The 15,591-nt window shown below is 72.3% G+C and carries 12 protein-coding genes and 1 pseudogene; 3 read left to right on the plus strand and 10 right to left on the minus strand.

The window, feature by feature from the left end:
- Window positions 1-7: 7 nt before the first annotated feature.
- Together O7605_RS20070 and O7605_RS20075 are read right to left on the minus strand one after the other, a co-directional pair.
- Window positions 8-1,447 (minus strand): glycosyltransferase 87 family protein, encoded by a 1,440-nt coding sequence (locus O7605_RS20070; protein WP_269740589.1) that lies wholly within the window; start codon window positions 1,445-1,447, stop codon window positions 8-10.
- A gap of 233 nt (window positions 1,448-1,680) precedes the next feature.
- Window positions 1,681-2,226, minus strand: a complete 546-nt coding sequence (locus O7605_RS20075) for a DoxX family protein (RefSeq protein ID WP_164448805.1) — start codon at window positions 2,224-2,226, stop codon at window positions 1,681-1,683.
- A gap of 137 nt (window positions 2,227-2,363) precedes the next feature.
- Here O7605_RS20075 and O7605_RS20080 point away from each other — a divergent pair, with 137 nt between their 5' ends.
- Window positions 2,364-2,909: a GNAT family N-acetyltransferase gene (locus O7605_RS20080; RefSeq protein WP_269740590.1), complete on the plus strand. Its 546-nt coding sequence runs from the start codon at window positions 2,364-2,366 to the stop codon at window positions 2,907-2,909.
- 319 nt (window positions 2,910-3,228) lie between these two features.
- On the opposite strand, the gene O7605_RS20085 is transcribed toward O7605_RS20080, so the two are convergent.
- From O7605_RS20085 to O7605_RS20115, 7 genes and pseudogenes are all read right to left on the minus strand, one after another.
- On the minus strand, window positions 3,229-4,470 hold the full coding sequence (locus tag O7605_RS20085; protein ID WP_269740591.1) for an ATP-binding protein: 1,242 nt from the start codon (window positions 4,468-4,470) through the stop codon (window positions 3,229-3,231).
- A gap of 134 nt (window positions 4,471-4,604) precedes the next feature.
- Window positions 4,605-4,871, minus strand: a pseudogene (locus O7605_RS32165) (LppU/SCO3897 family protein); the annotation flags it as partial.
- Window positions 4,872-5,675: 804 nt separating this feature from the next.
- Window positions 5,676-8,897 (minus strand): UvrD-helicase domain-containing protein, encoded by a 3,222-nt coding sequence (locus O7605_RS20095; RefSeq protein WP_269740592.1) that lies wholly within the window; start codon window positions 8,895-8,897, stop codon window positions 5,676-5,678.
- A 61-nt stretch (window positions 8,898-8,958) separates the two neighbouring features.
- Window positions 8,959-10,275 (minus strand): metallophosphoesterase, encoded by a 1,317-nt coding sequence (locus O7605_RS20100; protein ID WP_269740593.1) that lies wholly within the window; start codon window positions 10,273-10,275, stop codon window positions 8,959-8,961.
- Window positions 10,276-10,288: 13 nt separating this feature from the next.
- The gene (locus tag O7605_RS20105; RefSeq protein WP_269742695.1) at window positions 10,289-10,543 is read right to left on the minus strand and encodes a MoaD/ThiS family protein; all 255 of its coding nucleotides are present in this window, start codon (window positions 10,541-10,543) and stop codon (window positions 10,289-10,291) included.
- On the minus strand, window positions 10,540-11,547 hold the full coding sequence (gene moaA / locus O7605_RS20110; protein WP_269740594.1) for a GTP 3',8-cyclase MoaA: 1,008 nt from the start codon (window positions 11,545-11,547) through the stop codon (window positions 10,540-10,542). Before moaA ends, O7605_RS20105 begins: the two co-directional genes overlap by 4 nt.
- Window positions 11,544-12,458, minus strand: coding sequence for a fructosamine kinase family protein (locus O7605_RS20115; RefSeq protein WP_269740595.1), 915 nt, complete (start codon window positions 12,456-12,458; stop codon window positions 11,544-11,546). Before O7605_RS20115 ends, moaA begins: the two co-directional genes overlap by 4 nt.
- Before the next feature lie 150 nt (window positions 12,459-12,608).
- Between O7605_RS20115 and O7605_RS20120 the strand changes: the two genes are divergently transcribed.
- Together O7605_RS20120 and O7605_RS20125 are read left to right on the plus strand one after the other, a co-directional pair.
- Entirely contained in the window at window positions 12,609-13,643 is a 1,035-nt protein-coding gene (locus O7605_RS20120; RefSeq protein WP_269740596.1) for a DUF4192 domain-containing protein, read from the plus strand.
- A 184-nt stretch (window positions 13,644-13,827) separates the two neighbouring features.
- Complete coding sequence (locus tag O7605_RS20125; RefSeq protein ID WP_269740597.1) at window positions 13,828-14,538, plus strand: GAP family protein; 711 nt, start codon at window positions 13,828-13,830, stop codon at window positions 14,536-14,538.
- Window positions 14,539-14,557: 19 nt separating this feature from the next.
- Here O7605_RS20125 and fdhD read toward each other — a convergent pair whose 3' ends face one another.
- A complete protein-coding gene (fdhD, locus tag O7605_RS20130; RefSeq protein WP_269740598.1) occupies window positions 14,558-15,412 on the minus strand; it encodes a formate dehydrogenase accessory sulfurtransferase FdhD in 855 nt (284 codons plus the stop codon).
- Window positions 15,413-15,591 lie beyond the last annotated feature (179 nt).

The following is a 15,591-nucleotide window of genomic DNA, read 5'->3' on the forward strand; positions in this document are numbered from 1 at the left end:
GGTGGGCCTAACGCCGTCCGTACAGCATCGAGGCGCGCGCCGCCCGGTCGGTGTGGAAGGCCGGTTCCGCCCCGGGCCGCCAGGGCAGTGCGGCGACCAGCAGGATCAGCGCCAGCGCCAGGGAGTTCTCCATCAACGCGCCGAACAGGCCGTCCTGGTAGTGCGAGACCTCCGGTAGTTGGTGCTCGTACGGCCAGATGGGGGAGATCAGGAAGAGCAGGTAGAGCCCGATGGCGGCGATGCCGTGGCGGAACCCGGTGAGCGTCGGATACCAGATCGGTGGTCGGAGGGTGGTGACTCCCGGCGGCCCACCGTACGGCGTCGACGCGGATCGGACCGGCCCCCGGCTGGCATCGTGCCGACGGATCGCGGTGTCGGCCAGGACGATGATCGCCGGGATCACCCAGACGAGGTGGTGCGTCCAGGAGATCGGGCTGATCACGTTGGCGGTCAGGCCGACAAGCGTGAAGGCGGTCAACTCGTCGCCGTCGGAGTGGGCGTTGGACGCCCGGGACAGCCCGAGCGCCAGCACCAGCACGGAGAAGGCGAGCCAGAGCAGGCCGGGGGTCTCGATCGAGTCGTAGAGCCGGGCCAGCAGGCCGGCCAGCGACTGGTTCGGCGTCATGTCGGCGGCGCCCACCCGCTCGGTCTGCCACAGCACGCTGCCGAAGTAGTCGCGGGACTCGGCGCCGACGATGCCGAAGCTGCCGATGGTCACTCCGACGGCGGTGCCGATGGCCGTCGCGGCCACCCGCCACTGTCGAGTGATCATCAGGTAGAAGATGAACAGGGCCGGGGTCAGCTTGACGGCGGTGGCCAGGCCGATGCCCACGCCGGCCCAGGCGCCGCCGTAGACGAACCGCAGCAGCGGTCCGTCGTTCTCGGCCTGGTGGGTGCCGCGGCGTGACCGCCAGCGCAGGGCGACCAGGTCGGCCAGGATCAGGGCGAACAGCAGCAGGTTGACCTGCCCGTAGCCGAGCGTCTCCCGGGTGGGTTCGATGGCGGCGGCCAGCGGCGTGGCGATGGCCACCGTGTACCACAGTGGCCAGCCCAGCCGGTCGACGATCGGGCGCAGCAGCGCGGCCAGCACCACGGCCAGCGCGGCGATGCTGACCGCGGCGTTGACCAGACCGGCCAGGGTGACCGGCAGGTGCGCCATCGGCAGCATGGCCAGCCCGGCGAAGGGTGGGTAGGTGAAACCCAGGGTTGTGTCGGGCGCGACGAACTCGTACAGCTCGTGACCGCTCGCCCACCAGACCACCGCGCCGTGGTAGATCTTCATGTCGAAGAAGTTGTACGGACGCCCGAAAGCGCCGATGGCAAGCCATGCGGCGTAGGCGACGGCGGCGACGATGCCCGCCCGTACGACTGTCCTACGATCGATCCCACGCGTTACGCGACGGACTGTGGCGAGGCGGTCCAGCCCTCTACCGACGATCGTCGGCATGGCGTGGCCACCCCCGTACCAAGGTCGTCCTACCCGTCCAGGTCCAGTACGGAGCCTAGAACGGCGCCTCACGTCAGTGCCTCCCGCGTTATGCGACCGTGTCCGATCCCACACATTCTTTTGACATTTCCACCGCGTTAACGCCTACCGGGCGGTTCAGGTGATTCGCGGCCTTAGCCTGAGTGGGGGTGGTTGGATCGCAGGTCAGCGGGGGTGAGGGGATCTCCTACCGCTCAACCGGGCAACCGCCGAGCGGTGGCGGCGGACCGGAGCGCGATCCGGGCCTCCCGGCGGGCGGTCCGGACGGCGCGGCGTACCGACCGTCGCGAGTGGCCGATGCGGTGACCGGCCCGCCAGCGTAGCCCGGGCTTACCCTCCGTGTCCGCGGCGGCGAGCAGCAACCCACCGAAGAGACCGAGGTTCTTCAGGAAGTGGATCTGGTTGTTGCTCTTCGCCGCCGGGTCGTCGTTGAGCCAGAAGGGGTGCCCGGCGAGGGTGACCGGGATCAGCGTCCCGGCCAGCACCAGGGCCGCCGGCCGGGTGAACCGCCCGGTGGCCAGCATCAGCCCGGCGCCGAGCTGCACGGCCGAGTTGGCTCGGATCAGGGTTTCAGTATCCGTGGGAATCCGCGGATGCGCCCGCTCCAGCAGCGGCGTCACCCGATCGGTTATCGGTTTCGCGGTGGGCGTCAGGCGGCCGGGGTTGGCGAAGTTGCGGGCGCCGCTGACCACGAAGATGCCGCTCAGCATGGCGCGGGCGAGGGATCGTACGGGCGTCATGGAACAGTCATACCCTGTCCGGGGCGTTACTACGCCCCGCAACGGGGTATGTCGATCGGTCGAGTGTGTCGGTGCCGCCGCGCCCGGGATCGAGGACCGTCGCGGATGGACGGGTCTTCCGGGGTACCCTACGCCGCGTGACGACCCTGCGGCTGCGACCCGAGGACCCGGCCGACACCGGCGCGATCCGCCGGGTGCTGGCCGCAGCGTTCGCCCGACCCGACGTCGCCGTCCCACCGGAGGTACGCCTCGTCGACGAGCTGCGGGGCAGCGACGCGTGGCTCCCGGAGCTGGCGATGGTCGCCGAGTACGGCGGGGAGATCGTCGGTTGTGCCCTGCTCACCCGGGTGTTGGTCAGCTCGGGCACGGCCAGCACACCGGCGCTGGCACTGGGACCGGTGGCGGTGGCGCCGCACCGGCAGCGGATCGGGCTCGGCACCTCGGTGGTGCAGGCCGCCTTGGAGGCGGCTACCGAACTCGGTGAGCGGCTGGTGGTGGTCCTCGGCGACCCGGCCTACTACCGGCGTTTCGGCTTCAGCCGGGCCGACCAGTTGGGCCTGACCAGTCCCTGGTCCGGCCTTGGTGAGCCGTGGCAGGCACTGGTGCTGCCGCCGGCCACCAGCGGCGAGCCGCCACCCCCGCGCGGCGAGGTGCTCTTCCCACCACCCTGGTCCAAGGTCTGACCCCCCGGGGGCCCTTGCCCCAGCCGCCACCGCAGGTCGGTCCCGAAATATGAGAGCTAGATGCGGAAACTTGGACAGTTCCCGTTAGCGACGAACGCGAACCTTCCAAGATCTAGGTTGAACGTGGGGCCGGTGGCACGTTGACGTCCAGCGAGTTCGGGGAGCTTCGTCGAGCTGGCGAAGGCCATCCGCCCGACCGCCTGACGCACTCGCGGAAGCCCTTGGCCGCCCGGCCGAGGAGGGACATCGACCGCCGGTCGCGGTGCCATGTGCGCGCCGCGGCCGTGCCAACTCTGGCCGGTCTCCGTGGAGATCCAGCTCAGGCGGGCTGGGTGCGCAGGTAGCGGCCGAAGTGCGGGACGGTGAAGGCGACCGTGCCGCGTTCCCCGGAGTAGATCAGCCCCTTCTTGATCAACGCATCCCGAGCCGGCGAGAGGCTGGCAGGTTTGCGGCCGAGGGCACGGGCGATCTCCGAGGTCGGCACCGCCGCGTCCATGTCGTCCCGGCCGCCGCCGTCGTGCTCCCCTTCGACGAGTGACAGCGTCGCCATCGCGCGCATGTACTCCCGCTCGGCGGGGGTGGCCCGCTCGAAGCGGGAGCCGAAGAAGCCCACGGCCAGCTCCGCCTCGGCCTCCGGTGCCGCGACGCGTACGTCGGCCGGGGTGATCGGTGACCGGGGGGCGTGGTCCCAGGTCGCCTTCCCGTACGCCTGCACGAAGTACGGATAACCGCCGGACTTCTCGTAGAGCAGGTCGAGGGCCTTCGCCTCGTACGCGACGTCCTCCCGCTCGGCCGGCGCGCAGAGTGCGTGGTCGGCGGCGATCCGGTCGAGGCGGTCGATGCGCTGGTAGCGGAACAACCGCTCGGAGTACGACTTCGCCGCGCTCAGCACCGCCGGCAGGTGCGGCAGCCCGGCCCCGACCACGATCAGGGGTGCGCCGAGCTGCGAAAGCTCGTGGCAGGCGGCGCAGAGCGCGGAGACGTCCTCCGCTCCGAGGTCCTGCATCTCGTCGATGAAGATGGCCACGCCGGTGCCCACGTCGCTGGCGACGGAGGCGGCATCGGTGAGCAGCTCCACCAGGTCGATCTCGATGTCGCCGGAGTCGGCCCGCCCGCTGGCCGCCGGTACGTCGATGCCGGGCTGCCACCGGTCGCGCAGCTTCGGAGCGGCCCCACCCCGACCGGTCGGCGCGCCACGTTGGGCGAAGGCCTTGAGCACCCCGAGGAAGGCGTCGATCCGCTCCGGGGCCCGGTGCCTCGGCGCCAGCTCCCGAACGGCCATGTGCAGGGCGGCGGCGATTGGTCGGCGCAACGACTGATCCGGTCGTGCCTCGATCTTCCCGCTGCCCCAGAGCCGGTTGATCGCCTGCGAGCGCAACGTGTTCAGCAGGACGGTCTTGCCGACGCCGCGCAGCCCGGTGAGCATCAGGCTGCGTTCCGGTCGGCCCCGGGCGATGCGTTCCAGAACGATGTCGAAGACGTCCAGTTCCCGCCCCCGCCCGGCGAGTTCGGGCGGACGCTGGCCGGCGCCCGGCGCGTAGGGGTTGCGGACCGGATCCACGCATCGCAGAGTATCGGGCCGTCTAGAGGGGAGACTAGACATGGATAGACGGCGGTACCGGCGTGTTGCCCTCGACCAAAAACTAGTGCTGTCTAGCCTCCACGCTAGACAGCACTAGTTTCGGTGATAGGTCGTCAGCCGCGCTGCTTGAGGCAGAGCACGAAGTCGAGCGAGTCCAACTCGCTGTCGTAGAAGTACCAGTTGGTGTAGCCGTCGACCGCCGCGCACTTCTCCTCGGCGTCCCGCTCTCCGCTGGTCTTGCCGTCGATGCGCCGCAGCACCTCGTACGACCTCGGCGCACACTCACTCAACAGCAGCCTGGGCTTGCCGCCGGCCCCTGAGTCGTTGCGGACACACTGCCCCGCCTGCACGAAGCGGGGGTCGGCGGAGGAGGCGGCGGCCGGGTCGTCGGGCGGAGTCTCCTCGTCCTGCGCGTCCGGGGCGGGTGCCACCTCCCCGGTCGGCGCGGCCACCGGGGTCGGTGCCTCGCCGTCCCGTCCGAGCAGGTAGAACGCCGTCGCGCCGCCCAGCATCAGCACCAGCACGGCTGCCAGCACGACGAGCATCCGTCCGCGCCGGCGCGGTGGCGGTGGCGCGGGGGCGCCGGCGTACCCGGTCTCCGCGTCGTGCTGGTGGGCGGACCGCGCCCAGGTATCCGGAGCCTGTGGGAGGTGTCCCGGGCCGGTGCTGCCGTACCGACCGCCGCCGTGACCTGCCGGGTCGTAGGACTCGCCGGGCTGGTAACCCGCGCCGTATCCGTGGTCCTGACCGCCGCCGTGGTGCGGGCTCGACCCGTAGTCCTGGCTGGACCCGTAGTCCTGGCTGGACCCGTAGTCCTGGCTCGATGCGTAGTTCGGGCTCGAGCCGTAGGTCTGTCCGGGGGCGCGGCCGTGGGACTGGTCACCGTACGGGCGGCCGAACTCGCGGGTCTGGTCCGGGTCGTGGGGCGACGGTGCGTCGGGCGGCCGGCCGTGGCCGTACCACTCGCCGGGTTGCGGCTCGTGCCACGGCTGCGGGCCCGGCCCCGGTGGTCCGTAGTTCGCCATGCACGCCCTCCTGAGCCTCGGGTGGAGCCGGTGGTCGGTCGACCAACCGGCACCGCCACCGTCACCGTAGTGCGTGCGGCCGATCCCCGGTGGCACAGCCGCCGAGCCGGTCGGCAACCCGACCGGCCCGGGTGCGCTGTCCTGGCCACCGCACCGGCGTCAGATGAGGCGCAACTGGCGGTCCTTGGGCCGCCGGGGGCCCTCGCTGTCGCCGAGGCGTTCGAACAGGCCCGGGTCCACCGCGTCGATGAACGGTGACGGGCGGCAGTCCCGCTCCGAGCCGTGCCGGAACCGACGGGCGGCGTGGCTGACGTAGAGCCGGTCCTGGGCCCGGGTCAACCCGACGAAGAAGAGCCGCCGCTCCTCGGCCACCGCTGCCTCATCGGGCGTGGCGCCGGGCCAACGCAGAGGCAGCAGCCCGTCCTCGACACCGACCAGGAAGACCACCGGAAACTCCAGACCCTTCGCGGCGTGCAGGGTCAGCAGGGTGACCGCCTCCGCACGCGGGTCGATCGCGTCCACCTCGGCGCCGGTGGCGAGCTGTGACAGGAACATCTCCAGGTCGTCGCCGCACCGGCGGGCCAGCGGTGTCAGCAGGTCGACGGCGGTCCGGACGTCCTCCGGGCGTACCCCGCCGGACCCGTCCAGGGTCGGGATGGCGAACCGGTCCGCGAGCACCTGGCCGGCGAGGCGTACCCGGGCGGGCAGGGCACCCTCGACGCCGGGGGCGTGCCGCAGCTCGCGAGCGATGGCGGCCACCCCGGGACGGTCGCGAAGCCGGTCGTGCGAGCGCTTCTGCACCGGGATGTTGGCCCGGGCCAGCGCGTCCACGATCGGGGCCGCCTGCGAGTCGGTGCGGTACAGCACGGCGATGTCCGAGAAGGACAGCGTGGTCGACCGGCCGTCGATCCGGCCCGAGTCGAGGGAGCGGTGGGACAGGCCACCGACCAGCTCGTCGATGGTGCGTACCACGAAGTCGGCCTCGTCGGCGACGGAGCTGGCGGCGTACCGGCCGACCAGCGGAGCCTCCGGGTCGAGCCGGGCCGGATCCAACCGGCGGCCCCGCACCAGCGATGACGGCGCGATGGCCTGCACCGCGGCGGCCAGGATCGGCGCGGAAGAGCGGTAGTTGCGGTTGAGCCGGACCAGCCGGGCATCGGTGAAGTCCTGCGAGAAGCGCAGGAAGTACCCGACGTCGGCACCACGGAACGAGTAGATCGCCTGGTCCGGGTCGCCGATCGCGCACAGGTTCCCGTCGGGTGGACAGAGCAGGCGCAGCAGCTCGTACTGCACCGCGTCGACGTCCTGGTACTCGTCGACGAAGATCCACCGCCAGCGCTCGCGGTACCGGTCGACCAGCCGCCGGTCCTGCTGCAGCAGCGCCACCGGCAGGGTGAGCAATTCGTCCAGGTCCACCAGACCCTGTTTGCGCAGCAGCGCGGTGTAACGGGCCGGATCGTCGCCGGCCTCCGCCCGCACGGCGGCCCGCTCCGCGTCGTCGGCGATCCGGAAGCCCTCGACCAGCCCGGCGGCCTGGGTGTTCTCCCGCAGGATGGTCAGCCCGAGCGAGTGGAAGGTGCCGACGGTGACGTCCTCGGCGACCGGGCCCAGCAGGCCGTCCAGGCGGTGCCGCAGTTCCTCGGCGGCCCGCCGGGTGAACGTGATGGCCAGGCACTGCTCGGGAAAGACGTTCAACTCGGCGCACAGGTACGCGATGCGGTGGGTCAACGTGCGGGTCTTGCCGGTACCGGGACCGGCGACGATCAACAGCGGACCTCCGGGGGCCGAGGCGGCCACCCGCTGCATCGCGTCGAGCCGGTCGAGCAGGCCGGTGCCGACCTCCTCCATGCCGGCGAGCATCGGTTCGAACGGCTCGTGCGGAGAGGGCGCCGGCGCGATCGGCGGTGCCGGGACGGCCGGCCTGCGCTTGGGCTCGGGCTTCGCCGGCGGGCGCTGCGCACCGGTCGCCGGCTTCGTCGCCGCCCCCGTCTTCGCCGTGGACTCCGGGGCACGTCGCGGCGCGGGCACCACCGGTACGTCGAACAGCGTCTCCTGCCCGGCGGACACCCCGGTGGCGTCGGCCAGCTCGGTCGGGTCGAACAGGGTGATCACGCCGTACTCGCCGTCGTAGCCCGGCACCCGGCGGACCTCACCGCGACGGAGCCGGCCGATGCCCTCGGCGAGCAGCTCGCCGCCGATCCGACCGATCTCGTCCAGCGGAACGCGCGTCAGGATCTCCAACTCCGTGCCGAGCCCGGCGACCAGCTCGGTGAGCTTTCCTTCGACCCGCTTGGAGCGCGGACCAACCTTGTGGATCTCGCCGAGGATCTCGGCGAGCTGGATCAGATGGGTCACCTCGGGAGCCTGCTGCGGCCGGTACCCCTCGGGCCGGTCGGCCAGCTCCTCGACCCGGCTCAACACGCCCACCGTCAACGGCTTGCCGCACTCCGGGCAGCGTCCGCCGGCCTCCCGGGTGCGTTCCGGTGCCCAGTTCACCCCGCACAGCCGGTGGCCGTCGGCGTGGTACTTGCCCTCCTCCGGGAAGAACTCGATCGTCCCGGCCAGCCCGTCACCGGTACGCAGCGCCTCCCGGATGGCGAAGTAGTCCCGGGCCGAGGCGAAGACGGTGGCCTCCCGGGCGAGGGCGGGTGGTGAGTGCGCGTCGGAGTTGGAGACCAGCCGGTAGCGGTCCAGGCTGCCCACCCGCCAGTTCATCGCCGGGTCCGAGGAGAGCCCGGTCTCCACGGCGAAGATGTGTTCGGCCAGGTCGGCGTAGCAGTCGGCGATCGCGTCGAAGCCGGACTTCGAGCCCAGCGCGGAGAACCACGGCGTCCAGATGTGCGCCGGTACCAGGTACCCGTCCCCGCTCGCCTCCAGCGTGATCTCCAGCAGATCGCGCGAGTCGAGACCGAGGATGGGCCGGCCGTCCGAGCCGAGGTTGCCGATCCGGCCGAGCGCGGCGTTGAACCGACCCACCGCGTCCAGGTCCGGCAGGTAGACCAGGTGATGGACCTTGCGGGTCCGGTCGTCCCGCTTGTAGATCGTGGAGATCTCCACGCTGAGCATGAACCGGACCGGATCGCTCTCCGCCTCGCTGGCCAGCCGGGGCGGCAGCCGACGGGCGATGTCCCGCTCCGCCTCCGGCGACAGCCGGTACAGGCCCGGCTCGGCGGGATGCAGGGTCTCCCGCAGGTGGTCGTACCAGGCGGGATGGGTGAAGTCACCGGTGCCGAGGACCGCGATGCCCTTGCGCCGCGCCCACCAGCCCAGGTTCGGCAGGGTCAGGTCGCGGCTACAGGCCCGCGAGTACTTCGAGTGGATGTGCAGGTCCGCGACGAAGGGCGAAAGGCCACCGGGGGGTACGGCGCTGAACGGGGGCACGCCGCATCCTGTCACGACCGGCCGCGCTGCCGCGCGCCGCCACGCACGGAGGTGAGCTGCGCTATTCCGAACGAAGCTCGACGAGGGTGACCTGAGGCTCCGCGCCGACCCGTACCGGAGGCCCCCAGAAGCCGGCGCCGTTGGTCACGTAGACCTTCGTCCCGTCCACCTCACCGAGCCCGGAGACGACCGGCTGTTCGAGCTTCACCAGCAGGTTGAAGGGAACGATCTGACCGCCGTGCGTGTGGCCGGACAGTTGCAGGTCGACCCCGTACCGGGCCGCCTCCAGGGCGGCCACCGGCTGGTGGGCGAGCAGCACCACCGGCCGGGACGGGTCCCGGTCACCAAGCGCCGCGTCGTAGTCCGGCGGCGCCGAGACACCGTTGCCGACGGCGGAGACGTCGTTGACGCCGGCCAGGTCGATCGCCCCACCACGGGAGGCGATCTCCAGTCGTTGGTTCTGGAGCACCCGCAGCCCGAGCCGGTCGACCTCGGCGACCCACTCCTCCACCCCGGAGTAGTACTCGTGGTTGCCGGTCACGAAGTAGCTGCCGTGGCGTGCTCGCAGGTCACGCAGCGGTGCGGCGTCGTCGCCCAGCTCGGCCACCGTGCCGTCGACCAGGTCGCCGACCACGGCGACGATGTCGGCGTCCAGCCGGTTGATCGCGGCCACGATCCGCTCGGTGTGCGCCCGGCCGGTCAGCGGACCGATGTGGATGTCCGAGACGGTGGCGATGCGTAGGCCGTCCATGCCGCGGGGCAGCTTGGCCAGCGGGATCTGCACCCGGTCCAGCCGGGGCGGACCCAGCGCGGTGCGTACGCCGTAGCCGACCAGGCCGGTGGCGGTGAGCCCGGCGAAGATCGCGGCACCCCGGGCGAGCAGCAGGCGGCGGCCGGGATCGTGGTCGGGGCCGACCGCGCCGGCGGCCGGTCGGTCCGCCGGTCCGTCGGCGGTCGGCTGGGCCGGTGCACCCGGCGCGGCCGGCTCGTCGTCGGCGCTCGGCCGGTCGGTAGACGGGCCGGGTACGGGCGCGGCGGCCGGGCCGACCAGGACCGGCTCCGGAGCGACCAGGGCCGACCGGCGGCGCAGTACCAGCCGCGTCACCACCATCGGGACTTCCAGCACGACGAGCAGCACCAGCAGGTAGAACATCAGCGCGAGCCAGAGGTAGCCCGGCCAGGCGAGCCAGTACATTCCGGCTCGGGTGCCGACCATCGTGGCCGGCACCAGCAGGGCCAGCACCACGGCGGTGACCGTGCCGGCCCGCCGCCAGCGTCCGGCGGTGGTGGTGTCCTTCACCAACCGCTTCCACAGGTAGAGATGGATCAACCCGGTGATCACGGCAAGGGTGGTGACGAAGCCGAGTACCGCGAACACGTGTGGGTCCCCCTCAGCCGCCGGCGAAGGGAGGCAGGACGTCGATCGTCGCCCCGGCCGGCAGCGGCTTCTGCCGATCATGACAGGTCACGCCGTCGATCAGAAAACTCGACACCGCCAGCACCGGCGCCAACCGGTCGCCGTGCCGCTCGGCCAGCTCGGCCACCAGTTCGTCGAGCGATCGACCAGCAGTGGTGGTCTCCTCGGCGCGGCCGGCGGCGGCCCGGGCCCCGGCGAAATAGCGGACGGTGACGCTGGCCACGGTCAGCCTCCGATGGCCGACATCGGCCGGGTCGGTTGCAGGAAGGACGGGTCGTCGATGCCGTGCCCGGCCCGCTTGCCGAGCGTCGCCGCCCGCCAGCGGCGGGCCAGCTCCTCGTCGTCGGCACCGGCCCGCAGCGCACCGCGCAGGTCCGACTCGTCGGTGGCGAACAGGCAGTTGCGGATCTGCCCGTCGGCGGTGAGGCGGGTCCGGTCGCAGTCGCCGCAGAAGGGCCGGGTCACCGTGCCGATCACCCCGACCCGGGCCGGGCCGCCGTCGACCAGCCAGGTCTCGGCGGGCGCGGTGCCGCGTTCGGTCGGGTCCGGGCTGAGGTCGTACGCGGCCCGCAGCGCGGCCAGGATCTCGTCGGCGGTCACCATGGCGGCGCGATCCCAGCCGTGCTGCGCGTCCAGCGGCATCTGCTCGATGAACCGGAGTTCGTAGCCGTGGTCGAGGGCGAAGCGCAGCAGCGCCGGTGCCTCGTCCTCGTTGACACCGCGCATCAACACGGCATTGATCTTGACTGGTGTCAGCCCGGCGGCGGCCGCGCCGGCCAGACCGGCCAGCACGTCGGCCAGCCGGTCCCGCCGGGTGAGTCGGGTGAACCGTTCCTGATCCAGCGTGTCGAGCGAGACGTTCACCCGGTCCAGTCCGGCGGCGCGTAGTGCGGGGGCGAGCCGGTTCAGGCCGATGCCGTTCGTGGTCAGCGAGATCCGGGGGCGCGGGTCGAGGGCCGCGACGGCTTCGACGATGCCGACCAGACCGGGGCGGATGAGCGGTTCACCGCCGGTGAACCGCACCTCGTCGACCCCGAGCCGGCACACCGCGACCCGGATCAGCCGGACCACCTCGTCGTCGGTGAGCAGTTGCGGCCCGGCCAGCCAGGGCAGCCCTTCGGCGGGCATGCAGTAGGTGCAGCGCAGGTTGCACTTGTCGGTCAGGGACACCCGCAGGTCTCGGGCGACGCGGCCGTACCGGTCGACGAGGCCGGTGGGCGGGGGCAGGCTCACTGGTCGACGGTAGCGCGCCACACCCCGCTCAGGGCGTCCCGGGCGCTCCGGGTTACCGAATCGCGGTACGCGGCACCGAACAGCACGGTGTGCACGAGCAGCAGGTGCAGCTGGTGCAGCGGCACCCGGGCCCGCCATCCGTCGGCGAGCGGCCAGCTCTCCCGGTACGCCGCCATGATCCGATCGTGGTGCGGCGGGCCGCCGAAGAGGGCCAACTGGGCCAGGTCGGTCTCCCGGTGCCCACCGTGCGCCGCCGGGTCGACCAGCCAGACCCGGTCGTCGTCGCCCCAGAGCAGGTTGCCCGGCCACAGGTCACCGTGGACGCGGGCGGGCGGCTCGTCACCGCCGAATTCGCCGATCCGGGCGATGACCTGCTCGACCAGAGCCGCGTCGGCGCTGGTGAGGGCTCCGCCGTCGACCGACAGGCGTAGGTAGGGCAGCAGCCTGGCCCGAGCGAACCACTGCGCCCACGGGCCGTCGTCGGGCGTGTTGTCCGCCGGTAGCGCGCCGAAGAAGCCGGGCCAGCGGGCACCGAACGCATCGGCACCGGCCCGGTGCAGTCCGGCCAGTTCCCGCCCGAGACGCTCGGCCGCCGCCGGGCTCGGCTCCCCCGGCTCGACCCACTGCAGGGCCAACAGCTCCGGCAACGCGACCAGCACCTCAGGTACGGCGACCGCACCGGCGTCGCGTAGCCAGCACAGCCCGGCCGCCTCCGCGGCGAAGAATCCCTCCGGCACCGGCCGGTCCGCGTGCTCCGGCCAGGACTTCGCGAACACCGAGTGACCGTCGTCCAAGGTCAACCGGGTGGCCGCGCAGATGTCGCCGCCGGACACCGGCGTCTCCCGGATCCGCTGATGGGTCAGGAAGGTGGGCAACTGCTCGGGATGCGCCCGCAGGTACGCCAGATCCATCCCCGCAACGTATCGCCATCGGACCGCCACCGGCTTCGGTACCGCCGCCGATCGTGCGTGAGCTGCAAGAACACTGTGCGTGACTGTGGATAACCGGCGTGTCGTCCACAGGGGCAGCGGCGCGGGACGCCGGGCTCGCAGGCTGCCTGCATGAACTCGACCGAGCTGCCCCGACTGTCCGTACGCTCTCCCGCCGACCTCATCGCGGCCGTGCCGTACCTGCTCGGCTTCCATCCCGCCGACAGCATCGTGGTGGTGGCGCTGTCCGGCAAGCGGATCGTCTTCGCCGCGCGCGGCGACCTGCCCGGCGACACCGACCCCTACGAGCCCGGTCGACACATCGCCGCGGTGACCGCCCGACAGGGTGCCGACTCGGCCACCGTCGTCGGGTACGGCCCGGCCGCCCGGGTGACCCCGGCGGTGGACGCGGTCCGGGCCGCGCTGGCCGAGGCGGGGCTGGCCGTGCTCGACGCGCTGCGGGTCACCGACGGGCGGTGGTGGTCCTACCTCTGCGCGGAACCGGAGTGCTGCCCGCCGGAGGGCACCCGGTACGACCCGCAGGCCAGCGCGGTGCCGGCAGCGGCGGTCTTCGCCGGACAGGTCGCCCTGCCCGACCGGGCGGCGCTCGCCGCACAGGTGGCTCCGGCTGGCGGGGAGGCGATGCGGCACGCCGTCCGACGCGCTGAGCAACGGCTCACCGACCTGTTGACGGCAGCGCCCGCCACGGACCTGCTCGGTGCCCGGGCGCTCAGAACGGCCGGTACGGCGGCGCTGCGGGCCACCAGGCGTCGCCACCGTGGCGGGGAGCGACTGACCGACGACGAGGTGGCCTGGCTCTGCCTGCTCCTGACTCATCTTCCGGTGCGCGACCACGCCTGGGAGCGCACCGACGGCCGGGACGAGGACGTCGCGTTCTGGGCCGAGCTGCTGCGCCGGGCCGAGCCGGAGCTGATCGCCGCCCCGGGTGCGCTGCTCGCGTTCGCCGCCTGGCGTGACGGGCAGGGCGCGTTGGCGGCGGTGGCGCTGGAGCGGGTGCTGGCCGAGCATCCGGACTACTCGCTCGCCCTGCTGCTGGACGATCTGCTGCGTCGGGGAGTGCCCCCGTCGCGGCTGGACGGTTGGCCGGCCACCGGGCTGCCCCGGGCGCGACGGCGGGCGAAGCGACGCGCACGACGACGTCCGTGACGGCCGGCTCACCGGCCACGGTCCGGCCGGTCAGCGGGACACGCGGATCGGCACGATGAGGTACCGGTACCACCGACGGCTGCTGCTCCGACGTGCCGGTGGCGATGCGGTGATCGGCGCGGTCACGCCCCGGTGCGGCGGTGCCGGATAATCGCCGCATGTCCGAGCTTGCCGCTGGTACGGCATGAGCCTTGCCCTGCTGCTTTCCCTCGTCGGCCTGGCGCTGGTGGACAGCACCAGCATCGGCACCCTGTTCATCCCGGTGTGGCTGCTGCTGGCACCGGGGCCGGTGAGCGTCCGGCGGGTGCTGATCTACCTGGGCACCATCGCCGGCTGCTACTTCGTGGTCGGGCTGCTGTTGTACTTCGGCGGCAGCGGTCTGGCCGAGTTGCTGGGCGGTGCGCTGGACAACCGGCCGGTGCTCTGGGGGCAGTTGGTGCTCGGGGTGGGTCTGCTCGTGCTCAGCTTCCGGTACGACGGCAAGCGGGGTGCCGGTACGGGTCGGGTGCTGCGCTGGCGGGACCGGGTGACCGCCGGTGACTCTTCGTCGCGTTGGCTGGTGGGGTTGGCGCTGTTCGCCGCGCTGGCCGAGGTGGCGACGATGCTGCCGTACCTCGGCGCGCTGGGTCTACTCGCCACCTCCGGCCTGGCGGTGCCCACCAGCATGGCGCTGCTCGTCGGCTACTGCCTGGTCATGGTGGTGCCGGCGATGCTGCTGCTGGGCGCCCGGGTGGCCTGGCCGAGGCTTGTCGAGCCGGTGCTCGCCCGGCTCAACGCGTGGATCATCCGCTCCTCGGGCAGCATGCTCGGCTGGGTGCTGGGCATCGCGGGTTTCCTGATCGCTCGGGACGCCGCAGCCCGGCTGGAGCTGTTCGAGATGCTGGCCAACCGCTGACGGTGGGGCTGGAGCCCGGTCAGTCGGTGACCCGGTGCCCGCCGGTGTAGACGTTCATCGTCCGCCCCCGCAGGAACCCGACCAGGGTCATTCCCGCCTCGGCGGCCACGTCGACCGCGAGGGTGCTCGGTGCCGACACCGCGGCGAGCAGCGGCACCCCCGCCATCCACGCCTTCTGGGTCAGCTCGAAACTGGCCCGACCCGACACGAGCAGCACCTGCCCGGTCAGCGGCAGCCGCCGTTCGCGTACCGCCCAGCCCACCACCTTGTCGACCGCGTTGTGCCGACCCACGTCCTCGCGCAGCACCACCAGCTCGCCGGCCGCGGAGAACAGGCCCGCCGCGTGCAGACCGCCGGTGCGGTCGAAGCCCCGCTGCCCGGCCCGCAGCCGCTGGGGCAGCTCGGCCAACAGCTCCGCCGGCACATTGAGCGGGTCGTCGCTGACCTGGAAAAGCGACCGGGTACGGACCGCGTCGATGCTCGCCTTGCCGCACACCCCGCAGGCGCTCGTGGTGGCGAAGTGCCGGGTCGGGTCGGTCACCGGATCCGGAACCCCGGGCGCCAGGGTCACGTCGACCACGTTGTAGGTGTTCGGGGCGTCGGTGCCGGCACACAGCTGTGCGGTGGACACGTCGTCCGCGGAGCGGATCAGACCCTCGTTGAACAGGAAACCGATGGCCAGGTCGAGATCGGCACCGGGGGTACGCATGGTGACGGTCAGCGGCGGACGTCGTCCCGGTCCGGCGGAACCGACCCGGATCTCCAACGGCTCCTCGGCGGCGAGCGTGTCCGGCCGCCGCATCCGGCGTCGGCCGGTCTCAACCGCGCCCAGATCCACCCGCACCACCGCACGCCGATCCGAAGCCCGTCCCACGCCACCCATCCTGCCTCGGATCGCCGGACGCCATGCGCCCGCCCCGAAGGCCACACGCTGACGCATTCGTGGCATCGGAGCACGCGATCCGTCCGTGCGTTCAGCTCGCCAGGAGCCGGCCACCTGTGCCTGCCCGCCACCTGTGCCTGCCAGTCGCGAAGGCTTTCGGCGTGGCGCGG

Origin of the sequence: Verrucosispora sp. WMMA2121, assembly GCF_027460185.1 — a bacterium.
GTDB lineage: Bacteria > Actinomycetota > Actinomycetes > Mycobacteriales > Micromonosporaceae > Micromonospora > Micromonospora palythoicola.

What these genes read in the sequence shown, in the direction of transcription:
- O7605_RS20070 (WP_269740589.1), bottom strand. Translation starts at nt 1,447, where the DNA reads ATGCCGACGATCGTCGGTAGAGGGCTGGACCGCCTCGCCACAGTCCGT.
- O7605_RS20075 (WP_164448805.1), bottom strand. Translation starts at nt 2,226, where the DNA reads ATGACGCCCGTACGATCCCTCGCCCGCGCCATGCTGAGCGGCATCTTC.
- O7605_RS20120 (WP_269740596.1), top strand. Translation starts at nt 12,609, where the DNA reads ATGAACTCGACCGAGCTGCCCCGACTGTCCGTACGCTCTCCCGCCGAC.
- O7605_RS20115 (WP_269740595.1), bottom strand. Translation starts at nt 12,458, where the DNA reads ATGGATCTGGCGTACCTGCGGGCGCATCCCGAGCAGTTGCCCACCTTC.
- O7605_RS20125 (WP_269740597.1), top strand. Translation starts at nt 13,828, where the DNA reads ATGAGCCTTGCCCTGCTGCTTTCCCTCGTCGGCCTGGCGCTGGTGGAC.